14 protein-coding genes and 1 riboswitch are annotated in these 19,367 nt (G+C 57.5%); of the genes, 6 read left to right on the top strand and 8 right to left on the bottom strand.

All coding sequences use genetic code 11. The features are described 5' to 3' along the window. Window positions 1-45 precede the first annotated feature (45 nt). Together metF and R5H23_RS04870 are read right to left on the bottom strand one after the other, a co-directional pair. Window positions 46-912, bottom strand: coding sequence for a methylenetetrahydrofolate reductase [NAD(P)H] (metF, locus tag R5H23_RS04875; RefSeq protein WP_317214665.1), 867 nt, complete (start codon window positions 910-912; stop codon window positions 46-48). A gap of 29 nt (window positions 913-941) precedes the next feature. Beyond that, window positions 942-1,868 (bottom strand): metalloregulator ArsR/SmtB family transcription factor, encoded by a 927-nt coding sequence (locus R5H23_RS04870; protein WP_317214664.1) that lies wholly within the window; start codon window positions 1,866-1,868, stop codon window positions 942-944. Window positions 1,869-1,935: 67 nt separating this feature from the next. Continuing rightward, window positions 1,936-2,140, top strand: a riboswitch (cobalamin riboswitch). A 115-nt stretch (window positions 2,141-2,255) separates the two neighbouring features. Here R5H23_RS04870 and metE point away from each other — a divergent pair. Next, entirely contained in the window at window positions 2,256-4,568 is a 2,313-nt protein-coding gene (gene metE, locus R5H23_RS04865; RefSeq protein WP_317214663.1) for a 5-methyltetrahydropteroyltriglutamate--homocysteine S-methyltransferase, read from the top strand. A gap of 43 nt (window positions 4,569-4,611) precedes the next feature. On the opposite strand, the gene R5H23_RS04860 is transcribed toward metE, so the two are convergent. From R5H23_RS04860 to R5H23_RS04840, 5 genes are all read right to left on the bottom strand, one after another. After that, window positions 4,612-6,681: a M13 family metallopeptidase gene (locus R5H23_RS04860; RefSeq protein WP_317214662.1), complete on the bottom strand. Its 2,070-nt coding sequence runs from the start codon at window positions 6,679-6,681 to the stop codon at window positions 4,612-4,614. 134 nt (window positions 6,682-6,815) lie between these two features. After that, window positions 6,816-8,966 carry a family 20 glycosylhydrolase gene (locus R5H23_RS04855; protein ID WP_317214661.1) on the bottom strand — a complete coding sequence of 717 codons (2,151 nt, stop codon included), beginning with the start codon at window positions 8,964-8,966 and terminating at the stop codon, window positions 6,816-6,818. 69 nt (window positions 8,967-9,035) lie between these two features. Beyond that, a complete protein-coding gene (locus R5H23_RS04850; protein WP_317214659.1) occupies window positions 9,036-9,992 on the bottom strand; it encodes an ABC transporter substrate-binding protein in 957 nt (318 codons plus the stop codon). Then, window positions 9,989-10,771, bottom strand: coding sequence for an ABC transporter ATP-binding protein (locus R5H23_RS04845; RefSeq protein ID WP_317214658.1), 783 nt, complete (start codon window positions 10,769-10,771; stop codon window positions 9,989-9,991). The genes R5H23_RS04850 and R5H23_RS04845 overlap by 4 nt, the downstream gene beginning before the upstream one ends. After that, entirely contained in the window at window positions 10,768-11,790 is a 1,023-nt protein-coding gene (locus R5H23_RS04840; RefSeq protein WP_099210907.1) for an iron ABC transporter permease, read from the bottom strand. Before R5H23_RS04840 ends, R5H23_RS04845 begins: the two co-directional genes overlap by 4 nt. Before the next feature lie 430 nt (window positions 11,791-12,220). Between R5H23_RS04840 and R5H23_RS04835 the strand changes: the two genes are divergently transcribed. From R5H23_RS04835 to R5H23_RS04825, 3 genes are read left to right on the top strand one after another with little or no spacing between them, the layout of a single operon-like run. Beyond that, window positions 12,221-13,555 (top strand): c-type cytochrome, encoded by a 1,335-nt coding sequence (locus R5H23_RS04835; protein ID WP_099210909.1) that lies wholly within the window; start codon window positions 12,221-12,223, stop codon window positions 13,553-13,555. Window positions 13,556-13,581: 26 nt separating this feature from the next. After that, the gene (locus R5H23_RS04830; RefSeq protein ID WP_046900117.1) at window positions 13,582-14,058 is read left to right on the top strand and encodes a (2Fe-2S)-binding protein; all 477 of its coding nucleotides are present in this window, start codon (window positions 13,582-13,584) and stop codon (window positions 14,056-14,058) included. After that, window positions 14,051-16,363 (top strand): molybdopterin cofactor-binding domain-containing protein, encoded by a 2,313-nt coding sequence (locus tag R5H23_RS04825; RefSeq protein ID WP_317214653.1) that lies wholly within the window; start codon window positions 14,051-14,053, stop codon window positions 16,361-16,363. The genes R5H23_RS04830 and R5H23_RS04825 overlap by 8 nt, the downstream gene beginning before the upstream one ends. Before the next feature lie 71 nt (window positions 16,364-16,434). Here the strand turns inward: R5H23_RS04825 and R5H23_RS04820 are convergent, their stop codons facing one another. Continuing rightward, the gene (locus R5H23_RS04820) at window positions 16,435-17,451 is read right to left on the bottom strand and encodes a 1-aminocyclopropane-1-carboxylate deaminase (protein WP_317214651.1); all 1,017 of its coding nucleotides are present in this window, start codon (window positions 17,449-17,451) and stop codon (window positions 16,435-16,437) included. A gap of 141 nt (window positions 17,452-17,592) precedes the next feature. On the opposite strand from R5H23_RS04820, the gene R5H23_RS04815 reads away from it, so the two are divergent. Then, the gene (locus tag R5H23_RS04815; RefSeq protein WP_086633753.1) at window positions 17,593-18,069 is read left to right on the top strand and encodes an Lrp/AsnC family transcriptional regulator; all 477 of its coding nucleotides are present in this window, start codon (window positions 17,593-17,595) and stop codon (window positions 18,067-18,069) included. 99 nt (window positions 18,070-18,168) lie between these two features. Continuing rightward, window positions 18,169-19,347 carry a nucleoside hydrolase gene (locus R5H23_RS04810; RefSeq protein ID WP_046900120.1) on the top strand — a complete coding sequence of 393 codons (1,179 nt, stop codon included), beginning with the start codon at window positions 18,169-18,171 and terminating at the stop codon, window positions 19,345-19,347. Window positions 19,348-19,367 lie beyond the last annotated feature (20 nt).

Raw genomic sequence — 19,367 nt, 5'->3', positions numbered from 1 at the left:
CCCTTTTGTCACCCCGTTTACGCAGGAAATCCAGCCCTCTCCGCTTCAGATCGGACGTCGCCCAAGAAGGCGGCAAAGGGCTAATGCTGTATCTGCATGATTCAACGTATAGAAATGGAATTGCTCCACCCCTTCAGCTTTCAGTGTCTGACACAGCCGGTCGGCAATCGTGGCCGCGACAAACGCGCGTGCCTGGGGCGTTTCATCCAGCCCCTCAAACAGGTCGCGCATCCACTTCGGCACGTTCGCACCACACATATCGGCAAACTTCCAGGCCTGCGCAGCACTTCCAACCGGAAGAATACCCGGCACGATCGGCCGCTCGATTCCAATGGCCGCAGCGCGGTCCCGGAAGCGTAGAAATGTGTCCGCTTCAAAGAAGAACTGCGTTAAGGCCCGGTCCGCACCCGCATCAATCTTCGCTCGCAGATGCTCCAGATCCGATCGCGGGCTAAGCGCGGCAGGATGCGTTTCCGGATATGCCGCAACGGAGATTTCGAACGGCGCAATCTCCTTCAGCCCGCGCACCAGATCCACTGCCCCCGCGTAGCCTTCCGGGTGAGGCTCATAGACGCCCCCGGCTGACGGCGGCGGATCACCACGCAGAGCCACAATGTGCTTCACACCAGCGTCCCAGTACGCCTGCGCCACGGCATTGACGTCTTCTTTGGAGGCTCCCACGCAGGTCAGATGCCCAGCCATTGGCGCGCCAGTTTCCCGAACCATGTCTTTCAGGGTGGCCAGGGTGCGGTCCCGTGTTGACCCACCTGCCCCATACGTCACGGACATAAACAGCGGACCAAAAGCAGCTAGCGTTTTTGCGTTTTCCAGCAGCGTGGCGGCTGCCTTTTCCGACTTTGCGGGGAAAAACTCGAACGAAATTGCGGGCAGAGGCCCTGTCTGTGCGGGCATCACGCCAGCTCCTTATTCAATAATTCGGATCAGTTGGGGCGTTGGCCAAGCCAGAGTTTCACGGTCAGTTCGCCTTCAAGAGCCACCGGCTCTGCGGGAACCAGACCGGCTGCGCGAAACCACGTCGCCATCTGCGCATCGGTAAATCCAAGCCGGACATGCGCATCCCGTGTGCGAAGTTCTTCCCGGTTATGGGAGGCAAAATCGATAATTAGTAAGCGACCGTTGGCATCCAGAATACGCGCGGCTTCCGCAATTACAGCAGCCGGATGCTGTGCGTAGTGCAGAACCTGATGCATGACTGCGACATCGGCTGAATGCTCTGGCAACGGAAGGGCCTGAAAGTCCCCCTGCCGCAGATCAGCCTGCTCCAGACCAGCTTCCGCAAGCTTGGTCCGCGCCAATCGCAGCATGGCAGGACTGCGATCAAACCCGATGACTGTTTGAGCGCCGGCCCCCAGCAGCTCCATCATGCGACCTGTTCCGGTGCCTATATCCACGAGCCGGCCGATCGGAGATGCTGAAAGCGTCTTTACGATCGCTGCTTCGACCTCCTGTTCGGACACATGCAAGGAACGCAATGCGTCCCATTCTGCTGCGTGGGTTTCAAACCAGTCTTCCGCCGCGAGCGCACGAACATCCCGAATGGCCTGCAAGCGAATACGATCCGCACGGATTTCCGCCGGTTCCCGCGCAGTCCATCGATCCAGCGCCATAAAGACAGGCTCCAGACGTTCCGGAACACCCAAAGTCAAAAAGACCCAGCTTCCTTCCTTGCGGCGCTCAATCAATCCCGCATCTGCCAGGATCTTCACATGCCGTGACACGCGGGGCTGGCTTTGCCCGAGCACCTGCGCCACCTCGCCGATGGACAGTTCCATCTCGCGCAGAAGGGCCAGAATCCGCAGACGGGTCATGTCTGCCAGTGCTTGGAAAATGATGAGGGCCTGTTCCATGCGGATTTACATATAAGGAGTTCTTTATATGAGCAAGAGCTATTGACTCTTTTTTAGAACATGCGGCAGTCATAAGGCTTGTCATGGTTCCATGCCGGATGTTCACGCATCCGGCGTGGCTAAGAGGGAAGCCGGTGCAAAGCCGGCGCTGCCCCCGCAACTGTCAGCGGCGAGTGCCGATTCCATACAGGCCACTGGGCGAAAGTCCGGGAAGGCGGAATCAGCGCGGAGACCCGTAAGCCAGGAGACCTGCCACGGCACATAACATCCTCCGGCGGGGCGTTCCGGACGGGTCACGCATGTCTCCACGCCGCACATTTCCTGTTCGGGGCGTGAACGATCCTGCATGCCCTGCGAGCGCACTGCCACGAACCTGTCGAGGCTTTCATGACCGTCCGCGTCGCAACTCTGGGCTTTCCGCGTATCGGCACCCGCCGTGAACTGAAAACCGCTCTTGAACAGTACTGGGCGGGAAATTCCTCCGCCGATGATCTGCTTTCCACCGCCGCGTCCCTTCGGGCGTCAGCCTGGCAGCGCCAGAAAGACCTCGGCGCAGAGATCATCCCTTCCAACGATTTTTCGCTTTACGATCATGTGCTGGATACATCCGCAATGGTCGATGCTGTTCCCGCCATTTACGGCAACGTGCAGGGCAAGGTGGACTTGGGAACCTACTTCGCCATGGCGCGCGGCTCCCAGACGACATCCGAAGAGTGTGGCTGCGGTCATGCTCATGACACCCCTCAGGATGTCCCTGCCGCCGAAATGACCAAGTGGTTTGACACGAACTACCATTACCTTGTCCCGCAATTCGCAGCAGACCAGACGTTCCGCCTCGCCTCCACAAAAGCGGTGGATGAATATCGTGAAGCCAAGGCGCTTGGGATTGAGACACGCCCTGTTCTGCTCGGCCCTGTCAGTTTCCTGCTTCTGGGAAAATGTGACGGCCCGGCGTTTGATTGCCTTGATCTGCTCCCTACCTTGCTGCCCGTTTATGAACGGGTTCTAAACGCCCTCCGAGCAGAAGGCGCAGATTGGGTTCAGATTGACGAGCCGTGTCTTGTTCTGGATCTGCCGGGAAATGCTGCCGCAGCGTTCAAGACAGCATACAAAACTCTGACAACCACAGTTCCAGACCTGAAACTGATGCTCGCCACTTATTTCGGTGCGCTCGGAAACAATCAGGACATCGCCCTAAGCCTGCCAGTTCACGGCCTGCATGTGGATCTTGTCCGCGCTCCCGAGCAGCTTGCATCCATTCTGGAAAAAGCACGACCTGATCTGCTGCTGTCTCTCGGCGTAGTGGATGGGCGGAATATCTGGAAGGCCGACCTGAACGCGCTTCTGGACCATCTTGAACCGCTGGTGGGCCAGCGTGACCTGATCCTCGCGCCGTCCTGCTCTCTCCTCCACACACCCATTGACCTGGAACGGGAGACAGATCTGGACGCGGATGTAAAATCCTGGCTCGCATTCGCCGTTCAAAAAATCGAGGAGTTGCACACACTGGCGCGCGCCCTGAATGAAGGCCGGGGCGTTGTGCAAACCATTTTAGCCGAAAACGCTGCGGCTCTTCAGGCACGTCGCTCTTCCACGAAAATCAACGATCCTGCCGTTCAGGCACGCTCTGCAGATCGCAACCCAGCTCTCACCCAGCGCCTTTCCCCTTTCCCCGCGCGCCGTCCGTTGCAACAGGCCAAACTCAGGCTGCCGCTTTACCCAACGACAACAATCGGGTCCTTCCCCCAGACGCCGGAAGTCCGCAAAGCCCGTGCGGATCATGCACGAGGAGAGCTCTCTTCCGAGGCTTACGAAACCTTCCTGCGGGAAGAAACCGCCCGGACCATCCGCTGGCAGGAAGAGATTGATCTTGATGTGCTGGTGCATGGCGAGTTTGAGCGCAATGACATGGTGCAATATTTCGGGGAGCAGCTTTCCGGCTTTGCGTTCACGAAGCACGCCTGGGTGCAGTCCTACGGGTCTCGCTATGTCCGGCCGCCCATCATTTTCGGGGATGTGTCACGCCCAAAAGCCATGACGGTTGAATGGTGGGAATATGCCCAGTCCATCACCAGCCGCCCGATGAAAGGTATGCTGACGGGACCTGTCACGATCCTGAACTGGTCTTTCGTACGAGACGATCAGCCGCGTTCGGAAACGTGCCGACAGATCGCTTTCGCGATCCGGGATGAAGTGTGCGATCTGGAGAAAGCTGGATGCGGCATTATCCAGATTGACGAAGCCGCCTTGCGTGAAGGCCTGCCGCTCCGTCGCGCAGACTGGCAATCCTATCTGGACTGGGCCGTAGAAAGTTTCCGTATTTCAGCCTCAGGTGTGCAGGACGCCACGCAGATCCATACCCATATGTGCTACTCGGAATTCAACGATATCATTGCCGCCATTGGCGCAATGGATGCGGATGTGATTTCGATTGAAACCGCCCGCTCCCGCATGGAACTACTCGATGCGTTCGCAGCCTATCGCTACCCTGCGGAAATCGGGCCGGGCGTTTACGATATCCATTCCCCACGCGTGCCGTCTGTCGAGGAAATGGTGGACCTGCTTCGGGCTGCCAGCAAAACCCTCAGCCCGGATGCCCTCTGGGTCAATCCGGATTGCGGACTAAAAACCCGCAAATGGCCGGAGACGAAAGCTGCACTCATCAACATGGTTGCGGCAGCCCATTATATGCGTCCGTAAACCAGCGAGTAGATGGGGTGGTTTTCCACCCCATCATACGCAATTACCAGATTTTGACGCGCTGATCCGGGGTCAGATAGAGCTTGTCACCCGGCTGTACATTCCAGGCCTTGTACCAGAGATCCACGTTGTGCATCGGGATGTTTACGCGAGCTTTTGGTGGCGAGTGCGGGTCAATAACGACCATCTGCTTCTCCGTATCCGGACGAACCTTCTCACGCCAGACCTGTGCCCACCCCATGAACACGCGCTGATCGCCCGTCAGACCATCAATGACGGGAGCTGGCTTCCCATTCAGGGACGCATGATAAGCATCCAGCGCCAGTGTCAGCCCACCAAGATCGGCAATATTTTCGCCCATCGTAAGCTTACCGTTCACATGCACGCCCGGCTGAACCTCGAACGCGTCATACTGCGCACCAAACCGATCTGCGAGCTTCTGGAAGCGCGCTTCGTCTTCCTTTGTCCACCAGTTCCGCAGACGCCCCTTGTCGTCGTACTTACGGCCCTTGTCGTCGAAAGAATGGGTCATTTCATGCCCGATGACACCACCGATCGCCCCGTAATTCACAGCCGGATCAGCCTTCGGGTTGAAGAACGGCGGCTGAAGGATTGCGGCCGGGAACACGACTTCCACAAAACGCGGATTGTTGTAGGCGTTCACCGTTGCGGGCGACATCAGCCACTCGTTGCGGTCAACAACCTTGTCGAGATGGCTTAACTGATAGTGCCAGTCGAAAGCGAAAGCGCGCTCGGCATTGCCGTACACATCGCCCTTCTTCACAACCAGCTCGGAATAATCCCGCCACTCATTCGGGTAACCCACCTGAATTTCAAAGCTGGCCAGCTTCTTCAGCGCGGCTTCACGCGTCTGTGCGCTCATCCATGTGTTGTGTTCGAGGCGGTTGTGGAAAGCTGCTTTCAGGTTTCCCGTCAGCGTCTGCATGGCCGCACGATCCGAAGCCGGGAAATATCGCTCCACGTAGATTTTGCCGAGCGCCATTTCCATGGCGGAACTCGTGAAATCCACACCACGCTTCCAACGCGCTGCCAGAGCAGGCTGGCCTGACATGGCCTTCACATAGGCGAAACGCGTTTGCACAAAAGCATCCGGCAAGAACGATGCAGCATTGCTCGCCGTATGGAACGCCTGCCAGGCGCGCAGAGTGTTCAGATCCGTCTTTGCAATCAGGTCTGCTTCCGCCTTGATGGCGGAAGGTTCACCAACAATAACAACCCGCTGCGCCAGCCCGGCCTCAGGCACACCTGACGCCCGCAACCATGTCATCCAGTCAAAAGAAGGAACACTTTTGACCAGCGCTTCTACCGTCATCGGGTTGTAGGTCTTGTCCGGATCGCGGAGTTCCGTGCGCGCCCAATGAACTTTGGCAATCTCGGTTTCAAAAGCCACAATGTCTGCCGCTGACTTGGCGGGATCAGCCCAGTGAACAAGCGTCAGAAGCTTCGTGACATATGCCTGATAGGCCGCTTTCTTGGATGCAAATTCCGGCTTCAGGTAATTGTCCCGATCCGGCATCCCGAGCCCGGCGTGATCGACACTGAGCGCATATTTCGTCGGATCTTTCGCATCCACATCCACGTCCAGCGCGAACGGCGATGATCCGAACGTATCGGACGACGCCCCGCTAAACTGCGCAAATGCCTTCAGATCCGTAATTGTGTGGATGCTTGCGATTTCAGCATCCAGCGGCTTGGAACCCAATGCTTCGACAGCCTTCTCATCCATGAAAGACGCATAATAGGTGCCCAGCTTCTCATCGATCGTCTGAGGCTGAGCGACCGGATGCGCGGACAGGTCTTTCAGAATGGACTGAATGCGCTGACGGGAGGCTTCAGCCAGCGCGTTAAACGGCCCGTAGCTGCTCATATCCGACGGAATTTCGAGCGCTTTCAGGAAGCTGCCATTGGCATAATCGAAGAAACTATCTCCCGGCTTGACGCTCACATCCCGCCCGGCCAGATCCAGACCATACTGGTCATAAGTAATCTGAGGCGCTGCGGGCTTGGCAGACGCAATCGAAGGCAGCGCTGCCAGGCCAAAACTGGCGGACAGCAGCAAAGCGACCTTGGGGGAGAGTTTCTTCTGATGCATATGAGAGGCCTAAATGTGAAAAACAGGCAGGCCTTTTGGTCCGTCCGCGGGCCTGTAACTTAAGTTTACAGTCGAAACGACCTGGACGCCAAGAGCCATACCTCGCGCAGAAAAGCGAGGTATGGAACAAGGCATTAATTCTGGCTGGAAATAAGGGCTTTAATGCCAGGCAGAACGGCAATCAGCAGCCCCCCGGGAGGCTGCTCGCGCCTCAGGGACAGCAGATGGTTGGATGAGTTGTGAAACAGCTCTTCCTGTGCAGCGATCAGATGCTGCGCATCCAGCCGCCAAGCTGTTCCTGAAGCTCCGTTCAGAACGTTCAAGCCAGCATTGGAGAGGGCCGCAACCGTATGAGATACGGGCGTAACCTCCTCCAGAGCAGGCACATCTGCGGCAATTGCGACAAAAGCTTCATCATTGGCAGCCCAGCTTGCCAGCATGGCCTTCAAGGGAACCTTCAGGCTCTTTTCACCCGCGACATACCGTTTAGCCATATCGTTGAAGCGGATAGCCTCAAAAGCATCCGGATCAGCAATCGCGACCGGAGCCGACAGCATGGCATCGCCACTTTTGGACGCCAGACGATTCAAGGCGTAATTGCGCACCGGAACCGTAACGCTCAAAAGCGTGGAGAGAGGGCCGGTATGCGCAGGTGCCAAAGCCTCCTTCAACGCATTTTCATGCTGCACGGCTTGCAACCCTGTTGATTGGAGTTCTGCCATGACCACAGGCAAGCGGCGCTCCAGATCATCCACATCCCGCACGTTTTCAGAAGACCAGAACCGCTCGGCCAGAGCTGCGGTACGGGGCCACAGACGGGCATCCAACATGTTTTCGGAGACAACCTCCGTCCAGAGCGCGGCTTCTGCACCCAGAACCATTTTCTTCTGGTCATCGGTCAAAGGCGCTGCATTCGGGTCCTGGATGAAAGCCTGAAGCAGCGGGGTGATCTTCGGATGTGTCTCCGTCAGTTCTTCTGGCGTGATGCCATTCGCCTTGGTGTCATACGGATCAATGGCGTAATGCGTCCGGGACGGCGTCAACATATCCAGATAATAGCCCGAAGACACGACAACCGGATGCCCGGCCTGTGTAGCAGAACCCGTCCACTTTGAGCCGCGCCACCCTTCCACAACAACATTTTTGGGAATTGGCGCTTCGCTGACTTCGTCCCACCCCATCATGACGCGGCCCTGGCTGGACAGGATTTTTTCCACCTGCGCCGTGAAGGCTGCCTGAAGGGCTGGTGCATCCTTGTATCCGTGCACCTTCATATAGGCCGCAATTTTTGGATTGCTGGTCCACTGAGTGCCCAGAACCTCGTCACCACCCGAATGAAAATAATGATCCGGAAAGAGTGTTTCCATTTCCGCATACAGCGCACGAATGAATGTCAGCGTCTTGGGATTGGTCGGGTCCATCGCCGGGTTGTTCAGGTTTTCACCAACGGCGTTGACCTCTGGCAGTGGCTGGGCGGCCAGTTCCGGATAGGCCTGCAACACCGCAAGCGCGTGACCCGGCACGTCAAATTCAGGCACAACGCGGATACTGCGATCCGCAGCATACGCCACAATGTCTCGAACCTCAGCCTGCGTATAATACTGCCCGTGCGATCCAACGCTCGTCAGCTTTGGGAAAACACGGCTCTCCACACGGAAGCCGGTCCCGTCATTCAGATGCCAGTGCAGCACGTTAAGCTTCAGAAGCTCCATGGCATCAAGCTGACGTTTGACGGTCTCTACAGAAGCGAAATGCCGGGACACATCCAACAACAGGCCACGCCACGCAAAGCGTGGAGCATCATCAATATGCAGCCGTTCTACCACAACTCCATCTGATGTTTTCTGAACAAGCTGCAGGAATGTAGCCAGCCCATGCACAACGCCTGCCGGTCCGTCAGCTTCCAGATGGGCGCCATCCGCTGATGTCGTGAGAGCATAATGCTCTTTGGCACCAACCGTGAGATAGGCCGGATCATAGGCTGCACTGATATGCAGAACGTACGGGCCACCATGCGCAGAAGATGAGCCTGTCAGAGCACCGACGCGTTGAGAAAACCGGGCTGCGGTTCTTTGTAAAAGGGGGGACGGCGGGGTGGCCCAGACAATCCGGACACCTCCCGCAAGGGATGCAACACCATTGGACGCCGAGACGGATTGCGGCACAGGCATCAGAGCAGGTGCTGCGTGGGCCATGCCTCCAAAAACCGTGCCAGCCAGCAAAGCACTCCCCAGACACACTTTTTTCCAGAAAGAACCATAAGGGAAAGGCGTGGTCCGGGTCATTCAAGGCTTCCTTGCAGTTACGGATCAGTCTCTGAAACGATTTTCACCGTATCACTCTGCCTTATCGTGTCACTCCGGCGGCAGAGCTGCAAGCATGCGACGCGCATCCTCAGTCCGGAGCGTAATTCCGTAAAACTGACGATAGAACTGCTGCATCTTTGTAATCATTCCGGCTTCATCCACATGACCCGTCTGAACAATCTGACGGGCCCAGTCGACCTGCAAAAGCAATTCAGGGCTATACCGATCCCACGGGAAAATTCCCGCCGGATTGCGGTAAACACGGCCAGCTTTGACAGCGGCGAGCTGAGACCAGACGCCATCGCTGGCAAGCTGGGCAGGATTCCCTGCAGTGGCGCCCACAATAATAATGTCCGGGTTCCAGGAAAGCACCTGCTCGACAGAGACAGGCTGCTTGTTCCCATGCACGCCCACAGCCGCATTGCGTCCACCAGCAGAACGGATCCACTGGTCGATAATGCTCTGATCTCCATCCACCCGCAAAGGCTTCAAAGATTCAACGTGAAGCACTTTGGGCCCTTGCGGGTTGGTTGCGGCCTGAGAAATTTCCTTAAGGAAAGCGACACGATAAGCCTGCGCACGCTGCGTCGCCAGGGGCGTCTGAAGAAGGGTGGCCGTGCTATCCACACATTCCAGAAGCCCTATAAAACGATCAAAGCCCTCAGGGACAACATGCAGACCAACCTTGGAGAGCGCCGCGACGGAATGGCTCGACGCGGTGACAAACACCAGATCCGGTGCGAGACGTAAAAGCTCTTCTCCGTTCAGATTTCCCGGGTCCAGAGGTTGAGCTTTGGAAAGCGACGGCACCAGACGGAACATCCACGGCATGATTGATGGCTTGGCGACCGTCGCGATGATCTTGTCCTGCGCGCCCAGCATAATGAGCGTGGCGTTATGGGCATACCATCCCTCCACCAGACGTGTGGGAGGAGCAGCAAATGCTGTGGTGGCCATGAGCGAAAGACCCAGAAGCCCTCCAGCCAGTCGAGACAGTCTCATCATTCACTCTCCTCACGATGGAAAAAACGTTTCCCGGCATGATCAATCTGCGCCAGAGGAACGCCATAAAGACGGGACATGCGTTCAGCCGTCACAATAAGCTCGGGTGGGCCGTCCGCCACAATTTGCGCTTCCTCTAAAATAAGCGCGCGATGGCCGGCGGAAAAGAATTCTTCGGGCCGGTGGGACGTCAGAAGAATGAGATGTCCTTCAGCGGCCAGTTCTACAAGCAGACTCATCAAACGAAGCTGATGACCATAGTCCAGACCGCTCATTGGCTCATCAAGAAGAAGCCCGACTGCTTCCTGCGCCAGGGCCCGCGCCAACACGACACGCTGCTTTTCGCCGCCAGACAGCTCCGTCACCGGACGCTCTGCCAAGGCGAGAAGTCCCAGACGATCCATGGCCTGATCAACGCGGAGCCGGTCTTCCGCTCCGAGGCGCCCTGCCACGCCATGATGGGGAATACGCCCCAGTTCGACCATCCGCCGGACCGTGTAAGGAAACGTCATCGCGTGTGCCTGGGGCACATACGCCAGACGCCGCGCCACGTCTAAAGGCCGCAGAGACGATAACAACGTACCTTCAAGATACACCTCACCAGACGTCGGTTTGAGCAACCCCAGCAGAATGCGCAAAAGGGTGCTTTTGCCCGCACCATTAAGGCCAAGAAGCCCAATCAGTTCACCACGCTGGAACGTCAGGCTGACATCATTCAGCACCACCGATCGAGGCGATCGTTTCAGCGTAATACCTTGGCAGGACAGAAAAACCCCACTCATGTCGCGTCCCCGCGGAGACGCCGAAGCACGAGAATAAAGGCAAGGGCACCGAAAAGCTCGGTCATGATCCCGAGTGGCACTTCTCCGGAGGTCAGGCTGCGCGACACGGTATCTGCCAGCAGAACACCGGCGGCTCCCAGCAAGGCACAGACCGGCATCATCCGCCGATGCTCTGCGCCCGCCAGCATTCTGGAAATGTGAGGCACCAGAAGACCGACCCAGCCAATAATACCCGCCATGGAAATCGTCATGGCACAGGCCAGCGTCGCAAGCAGAATGACGAAAGGCCGCATAATCTGAATAGGAACCCCAAGGCTCCGCGCTTCATCGTCTCCGAGAGAAAGCACATCCAGTAAAGGCGCAAGTAAAACCAGTACAGCGACCAGAACAAGCACTGGAACAGTCAACCAGGAAAGCTCTTTCCATCCCGTCTGGGACAGTGTCCCCAGTAGCCAGTTCACAACAGCGGGCAACTGATCCATCGGATCGGCAGTGTATTTCACAAGAGACAGAAGCGCTGTGAAAACGGCATTGGCCACAAGGCCACCCATCAGCAATGTCAGGAGGCCGCCCTGTGGCAACAGACGGGAAATGGAAATTCCAGACCCCACGGCCACGACACCACCAGCAAACGCACCGATCTGAATCCATGCAGGTGACGCACCCAGAACAATCATGAGTGCCGCCCCAAAAGCGGAGCCACTCAGAACACCCAGAAGGTCAGGCGAAACAAGGGGATTCCGAAGGACGGCCTGATAGGTTGCGCCACCGCAGGATAGCGCACTTCCCACCAGAATTCCGGCCACAACCCGCGGCAACCGAACCTGCTGGACCACAGCATCGGCAACAGGATCCTGCCCTCCCCAGAGGTGAAGTAACCGCCCAAGCACCATCACCACACGATGCGGAGACAGCGGGTAACGGCCGCAGCACAGAGCCAACACAATGGACAGCACCAGAGCCCCTCCAGCGAGGCTCCGGACGTAAGTCGGACGAATGATAATGAGCCGCCCTTTCACACAACGATCTGCCCCACTCTACTCCGGCTCAGATGCGCTCGGAAACAGGGCGGCTCTTCTTTTCATGCGACAGGATTGCGAACAGCCCCAGAAGAACGAATTCATTTTGGCACCGAGTGACAAAATATTCAATCGCTCCGAATCGTTTTTTCAAGAGTGAACAGACAATGACACGCCGATATAGGACTAATAAAATCCCTATTTTGAAATATGAATATTGGCGCATCATCTCGTAAATTTGAGTGAACACCCTCCCCATTTGTGTGACATTGAAACCCGCCCCCGATGAAAACTGCACTTTGACCTCGATCAGACCGAATTTTGAGTTATCTCAATCTTCCCTTTCTGGTGCCCGTGCCATATTGAGGGGAACAATCATCCGTCACGTTGTGGACGGCAGTTTTTCAAACAGTGCCGGGACAGTACAAGAATGCTCAAACGGATAGCCGCCAGTATTGTGGGCCTCGGTGCAGTGGGCGGCCTCGGTTTCCTCGCCTATGCGTGGTACCCCGCAATCGCCCCCATCTCCCCTCCCGCTGCGGCCTCTTTTTCCGCAGACGCCATCAAGCGTGGCGAAATCGTTGCCGCCGGTGGATACTGTGCCGAATGTCACACCCGCGTGGATGGCAGCCCCGGCCCCGAACTGGCCGGTGACTTCAAGATGGCCACCCCATTCGGTGACATCTTCTCTTCCAACATCACGCCTGACCCGGAATGGGGTCTCGGCAACTGGTCGTTGGAAGCCTTCAAGCGCGCCATGAACAAGGGCATTGCCCGTGATGGTTCACAGCTTTATCCGGCGTTCCCGTTCGACCACTTCACGAAGGTCAACGATCAGGACGTCTCGGACCTGTATGCGTATCTGATGACGCGTCCGGCCGTGCACCTGAAGCCGCGTGACAACACGGTCCCCTTCCCGATCAACATCCGTCTGATAGGTCAGGGTTTCTGGAAGCTCCTGTTCTTTACGCCGGGCCGCTACCAGAACGACCCGAAGCATGATGCGCAATGGAACCGCGGGGCCTATCTGGCCGAAGGTAACGCCCATTGTGGTGCCTGCCATACGCCGCGTAACCTTCTGGGTGCAGAGAAGCTGAGCCATGCTTATGATGGTGCTGTCATTGATGGCTGGATTGCTCCACCGCTGAACGACCACAACCCAACGCCGGTTGTCTGGACGGAAGACGAGTTCTTCCAGTATCTGCGCTTCGGCGTCGCTCCGCTGCATGGTTCTGCTGCTGGCCCAATGTCTCCGGTGCCGCATCGCTTCCTGTCCAAGATTCCGGAAGACGATGTGCATGCCATTGCTCATTATTATGCAGACGTCGCGAAGGCTGCCCAGCGTTCTCAGGGCGATCAGGCTGCCATTGCTCGCGCCATGCAGATGTCCGGCAAGGATCTGACTGGCCCGCAGACACTGGATGCGGATGCGCGCCTGTATCAGGGGGCCTGTGGCGCCTGCCATTACAATTCCGGCCCGATGCCGGTCTCTGGCCGCCCGGAACTGGCTCTGAACAACGCGCTTTGGCTGGATGAGCCGAACAATCTGTTCCAGGTCATGCTGCATGGCATCGGCGCTGCCGAAGGTCAGGACAATATCGCCATGCCAAGCTTCTACACGGCCCTTTCGGACCATGACATGGCCCGCATTGCCGCGTATCTCCGCCGCACCCGCACCACCCTCCCCCCCTGGACGGATCTGGAAAAGAAGGCCGCGGCTGCCCGCGCCACGCTGTCCGCACCGCCCGTTAACGCCTCGCACTGATCCGGGCAGGACAGGGAAAACGAAATATGACCACGAAATTTGAACTCAACGGACAGCCCGTTTCGGTCGATGCACCGGATGATACCCCTCTGCTGTGGGTCTTGCGGGATGAACTGAACCTGACCGGCACCAAGTTTGGCTGCGGCATCGGCGAATGTGGTGCCTGCACCGTGCATGTCGGTGGGCGCGCCACACGCTCCTGCATCACGCCGCTGTCTTCCATCGAAGGCGCCTCGATCACCACGATCGAAGGTCTCGATCCGGAAGGCAATCACGTCGTGCAGGTCGCCTGGCGTGACCAGCAGGTGCCGCAGTGCGGCTACTGCCAGTCCGGCCAGATCATGCAGGCCGCAAGCCTTCTGAAAGATTATCCGAAGCCAACGGATGAAGAGATTGACGGCGTCATGGGCGGCAGTCTCTGCCGTTGCATGACGTATGTCCGCATCCGCAAGGCCATCAAGGAAGCAGCTGCCGCGCAGCAGGGAGGCGCCACCAATGGCTAAGATCGAACAGATCGCCAAGAGATCCGACGCAGGCCGCCTGTCTCGCCGCAGTTTTCTGATGACGGCAGCAGGCGCAGGTCTGATGTTCGGCTTCGCCCGCAAGGCCGAAGCTGCGCAGACCTATCCGTCTGCCATGCCGCCGGAAGCCGCGTTCGAGCCAAACATGTGGTGCGCCATCGCACCGGACGGCTCCATCAACGTCAATGTTGTCCGTGCCGAAATGGGTCAGCACGTCGGAACCGCCCTCGCCCGCATTATTGCGGACGAAATGGAAGCCGACTGGGATCACATCAAGATCACGGAAGTGGACACCGCCCCGAAATGGGCTGGCAAGTTCGTGACCGGCGGCTCCTGGTCCGTTTGGGATACGTGGGACACGTTCCGTCAGGCGGGTGCCGCAGCCCGCACGATCATGCTGGAGGAAGGCGCAAAGCTGCTCGGCACAACGCCGGACAAATGCGTTGCCCGCAACAGCACGGTCACGGCTGGCAGCAAGAGCGTCTCCTACGGTGAGATCGTCTCGAAAGCCAAGCCGACGCGCAGCTTCACGGCTGACGAAATGGCCAAGTTGCCGCTCAAGCCCGCCAGTGAGCGCCGCCTGATCAGCAAGCCGGTTCCTGCTCTGGATATTCCGGACAAAACGACCGGCAAAGCGATCTACGGCATCGACGTGAAGCTCGAAGGGATGGTCTATGGCCGCCCCAAGATGCCGCCGACACGTTATGCTGCGAAGGTGCAGTCCGTCGATGACAGCGAAGCCAAGAAGATCCCCGGATACATTCGCTATGTTGTTCTGGATGATCCATCTGGCATCGTTCCAGGCTGGGTCGTGGCTCTGGCCAAGACCTATCCCGCCGCTATCAAAGCTGCGGACGTTCTAAAGGTTCAGTGGAATCCCGGTCCGACGATCAATGTCTCGGAAGCAGACATCATCGAGCATGGCCGCAAGCTGATTGCAGATCAGAGCACTGGCGCTCGCGTCTTCAACGATAAGGGTGTGGACGAGGCATTTGCCCATCCGGCACACTCCTTCGAACGCAGCTACACCTGTGCCTCTGTCGCGCATTACCAGCTTGAGCCGGTCAATGCGGTGGCCCGTCATATTGATGGCATGTGGGAAATCCATACCGGCAATCAGTGGCAGTCCCTCGTTCTGCCGCAGCTCTCCAAGGCGCTTCAGGTGCCTGAAGAGCAGGTTGTCATGCGCACTTACCTGCTGGGCGGCGGGTTTGGTCGTCGCCTGAACGGTGACTATTCCATCCCGGCGGCTCTGGCGTCCAAGGCCATCGGTGGCGCACCGGTCAAGCTGATCCTGACACGTTCGGACGATATGGCGTTTGACTCCATTCGTTCCCCCTCTCTTCAGACGGTTCGCGTTGCCCTCGATGCAGACCAGAAAAAGATTGTGGCGATGGATTACGCTGCAACAGCAGGCTGGCCCACACTCGTTATGGCACCAGCCTTTCTGGCCAAGGGCGAAGACGGCAAGTCCTACGATCCGTTTGCCATTGCGGGCGCTGATCACTGGTACGAAACCGGGCCAACCCGCGTCCGTGCCATCACGAACGATCTGGCCAACAAGACTTTCCGTCCGGGCTGGCTCCGTTCCGTGTCCGCAGGCTGGACGCCCTGGGCGCTTGAGTCCTTCCTCGACGAACTGGCACACCAGACGAAGCAGGACCCGCTGGCATTCCGCCTGTCCATGTTCACAGCGACAGGACGGAACGAAGGCTCCGCTCCCAATGCTGTAGGCGGTGCCAAGCGTCAGGCCGCAGCCCTTCAGCGCCTTGCCAACAAGATCAACTACGGCAAGACGCAGCTTCCGGCAGACACTGGCATTGGTATTGCCACAAGCTTCGGACAGGAACGCGGTATGCCGACCTGGACGGCTGGAGCGGCACAGGTCCACGTTGATCGCAAGACCGGCGTCATCACCTGTCAGAAGCTCTGGCTGGTTCTGGATGCTGGCACGATCGTTGATCCGGGTGGCGCACTGGCACAGACCGAGGGTGCAGCTCTATGGGGCCTGAGCATGGCGCTGTTTGAAGGCACCGAGATCGTCAACGGTACGATCAAGGACAGCAACCTCAACACCTACACGCCGGTACGCCTTCCGGACGTGCCGGACATGGACATTGAGTTCGTCCAGAACACCGAAAAGCCTACGGGCCTTGGTGAGCCGGGTGTGACGGTCGTGGCTCCTGCCATCGGCAATGCCGTGTTCAACGCCATTGGTGTGCGCCTGCGCCATCTGCCAATGCGTCCGGCAGATGTGCTGCGTGAACTGAACGGTCACAACAGCTAAAATCCGGCTTCACCACCGAAAAAAAGAAACGCCGCGCCCCGGATTGGGACGCGGCGTTTTTTATGGCTACATCAGCCGTTGCGGTAATAGTAGCTGTAGCCGTTCAGGGCCGGTGCGCCGCCCAGATGAACGTACAGAACCTTTGACCCGTCCGGGAAATATCCCTTCTTCGTCAGATCAATCAGGCCCTGCATGGATTTCCCTTCATAAACAGGGTCCGTCATCATGGCTTCCGTACGGGCCGCCAGTCGGATGGCTTCGTTCGTTTCTTCGGAAGGAACGCCGTAAGCAGGATAGGCGTAGTCCTCGAGGATAACGATCTCATCGTCCCGCACTGTCCGACCAAGCTCTACTAGCTCGGCTGTACGGTCCACGATCTCCCGCACCTGCTCGCGCGTCTGCTCCGGCGTTCCGGAGGCATCAATGCCAATGACCCGATCTGCACGGCCCTGCGCTGCAAATCCGACAATCATTCCCGCCTGCGTCGAGCCCGTCACGACACAGACGATAATGTAATCGAACGTGAAGCCGAGTTCCTTTTCCTGCTCCGCGACTTCTTCCGCAAAAGCAGCGTAACCAACGCCCCCATATTGATGAACGGATGCACCAGCCGGAATGGCATAGGGCTTGCCGCCAACATCCTTCACGGACTGGATGGCATCTTCCCAGCTCTGGCGGATGCCAATGTCAAAGCCATCTTCCACAATGCGTGACTCAGCTCCCATGAGGCGTGTCATGAGGATATTGCCCACACGATCATAAACAGCGTCATAATGCGGGACCCATTTCTCCTGCACGACAACGCATTTCATACCTAGCTTGGCGGCTGTTGCTGCGACCATGCGGGTATGATTGGACTGCACACCGCCGATGGAGACCAGTGTATCTGCGCCAGAGGCCAAAATATCCGGAACAATATATTCCAGCTTGCGGAGCTTGTTGCCGCCCATCGCCATGCCCGAATTGCAGTCTTCGCGCTTGGCATAGATCTGCACTTTGCCACCCAGGGCTTCGCTCAGACGTGGAAGATGCTCAATAGCCGTTTTTCCAAAAGTCAGCGGATAATGCTCAAATTTCTCAAGGTTCACAGACAGCCTCCCAAGGTGTTCACACCCGAAAGCAGTAATAAAATATTCTTCGAAGGTGCTTTCTAATTCAGGCAATAATTTCTGTATTTTATCCCTAAAATAGAATTTTAATGGATGTTTCTCTTATACTTTGAGGAAATAATGAAAGATTCCATCACACCAGATCTGGACGCGATCGACCTGAACATTCTTCGCCTTCTGCAAGGCAACGGGCGTATGTCCAATGCCGAGCTGGCCGAGCGTGTGAACGTGAGCGCCGCGACATGTCATCGGCGCACCCAAAGACTTTTTCAGGACGGTTATATCCGTGGCGTTCGCGCCGAGATTGATCCCGTCAAAGTCGGGCTGGGAACGATCGCTCTGGTCGGCGTCGTGCTGGACCGGTCCACTCCCGAGAGCTTCGCAGAACTGGAAGAGGCTGTGAAAACCATGCCCATGGTGCTGGACTGTCATCTGGTCGCGGGCGATTTTGATTATCTGCTGAAAATCCGTGTGGAAGACATGGCGGATTTCAATCGGCTTCACGCAGAAAAGCTCATTGCCTTTCCAGGGGTGCGACAGGCACGGACGTTTTTTGTCATCAAGGAAGTCAAGGACAACGGGCCACTCGCGTTCTAGAATTGCGTTCGCATGGAACGTCCTGTTGCCTCTGTGCAATGATTTCCTTTGCGGTATTGTCACGTCCTTGCCTGCCACCAGCTATGGAACCCTCTGCCCATGCCCCTTCACCCCACTGTCCCGAAGCCGGAACGTTTTAGAAAAACGCGGAAGGCCCTGCGCCGCACGCTGGCGCTTGGACTGGTCGCTGGCGGCCTGCTGGCAGCTTCCGCGCAGGCCAAAGCTGACCCACGCCTTGTCATTTTTGATGATGACGGCTTCAGCATCGCCCAGTGGATGATCATCAAGGCCCCCAATGTCCGCGTGCTTGGCATCACGACTGTCACGGGTGACGTTTGGCAGAAAGAAGCGACGAATGACGCGCTGCGGGGCGTGGAAGTGGCAGGCCGGGCAGACATTCCCGTTGTTCCGGGCGCAACTTACCCGTTCCTGAACTCGGAAAAGCTGACGGACCGCTGGGAAGCCCTTTACGGAAAGCTGATCTGGAAAGGGGTGTGGATGAAAAAATGGGTCGAAAAGACCGAGCAGCCACTTCCCTACTATCATGGTCCGGATGTTGTTCCGGACCTGCCATATGGCAATCCGGTCAAAAAGCCAGAAACCGAGCGCGCAGCTGACTTCCTCATTCGGATGGTTCACCAATATCCAGGACAAGTCAGCATCATTGCAACGGGTCCGATGACCAACATCGCACTGGCCCAGACGCTTGATCCGGAATTTGCGGGCCTTGCGAAAGAACTCGTTTACATGGGCGGTGGCCTGAACCCGCGCCAGACACGGCCCGGCGTAGTGGCACATCAGTTCGCGCGGGAATTTCTGAACAGCCCCCGTCGTGAATTCAACTTCCGTCTGGACCCGGAAAGCGCAAGTGCAGCTCTCCGCGCACCGTGGAAGCACATCGTGATGGTTCCGGCCGATCCGTCGACAGATACGGAACTGACGCCTGAATTCCTGAAGAAGCTGGAAGCGACCGGTACGCCCGTCGGACATGTCATGAAGTGGCATCTGAGCGGCTTTCCGCTCTGGGATGAAATTGCAGCATCCGTCTGGCTGGACCCAAGTATCATCACGGAAAAGCAGGATCTGTTTGTGGATGTGAACAGCCAGTTTGGCCCCGGCTACGGAGACGTTGTGTCCTGGACTCCGGGCTATGAGCCAGGTCTGGGCGAACGCAAGAACGAAGTTGTCCTGCGCATCAATGTTCCGAAACTTGAAAAGCAGATCCTTGATCTGATTGGCAGCCCACAGGCTCCTGTCAGCGGACATCCTCTCCCCTGAAACACAAAAGCCCCGCTGCC

The organism is Gluconobacter sp. GP1, from assembly GCF_032913585.1.
Taxonomy (GTDB): domain Bacteria; phylum Pseudomonadota; class Alphaproteobacteria; order Acetobacterales; family Acetobacteraceae; genus Gluconobacter; species Gluconobacter cerinus.
The sequence above is the reverse complement of the archived record's forward strand: the minus strand, read 5'-3'. Positions and strand labels throughout refer to the sequence as shown.

What these genes read in the sequence shown, in the direction of transcription:
- R5H23_RS04870 (WP_317214664.1), bottom strand. Translation starts at nt 1,868, where the DNA reads ATGGAACAGGCCCTCATCATTTTCCAAGCACTGGCAGACATGACCCGT.
- R5H23_RS04810 (WP_046900120.1), top strand. Translation starts at nt 18,169, where the DNA reads ATGCCCCTTCACCCCACTGTCCCGAAGCCGGAACGTTTTAGAAAAACG.
- metF (WP_317214665.1), bottom strand. Translation starts at nt 912, where the DNA reads ATGCCCGCACAGACAGGGCCTCTGCCCGCAATTTCGTTCGAGTTTTTC.
- R5H23_RS04845 (WP_317214658.1), bottom strand. Translation starts at nt 10,771, where the DNA reads ATGAGTGGGGTTTTTCTGTCCTGCCAAGGTATTACGCTGAAACGATCG.
- R5H23_RS04815 (WP_086633753.1), top strand. Translation starts at nt 17,593, where the DNA reads ATGAAAGATTCCATCACACCAGATCTGGACGCGATCGACCTGAACATT.
- R5H23_RS04855 (WP_317214661.1), bottom strand. Translation starts at nt 8,966, where the DNA reads ATGACCCGGACCACGCCTTTCCCTTATGGTTCTTTCTGGAAAAAAGTG.
- metE (WP_317214663.1), top strand. Translation starts at nt 2,256, where the DNA reads ATGACCGTCCGCGTCGCAACTCTGGGCTTTCCGCGTATCGGCACCCGC.
- R5H23_RS04830 (WP_046900117.1), top strand. Translation starts at nt 13,582, where the DNA reads ATGACCACGAAATTTGAACTCAACGGACAGCCCGTTTCGGTCGATGCA.
- R5H23_RS04860 (WP_317214662.1), bottom strand. Translation starts at nt 6,681, where the DNA reads ATGCATCAGAAGAAACTCTCCCCCAAGGTCGCTTTGCTGCTGTCCGCC.
- R5H23_RS04850 (WP_317214659.1), bottom strand. Translation starts at nt 9,992, where the DNA reads ATGATGAGACTGTCTCGACTGGCTGGAGGGCTTCTGGGTCTTTCGCTC.
- R5H23_RS04825 (WP_317214653.1), top strand. Translation starts at nt 14,051, where the DNA reads ATGGCTAAGATCGAACAGATCGCCAAGAGATCCGACGCAGGCCGCCTG.
- R5H23_RS04835 (WP_099210909.1), top strand. Translation starts at nt 12,221, where the DNA reads ATGCTCAAACGGATAGCCGCCAGTATTGTGGGCCTCGGTGCAGTGGGC.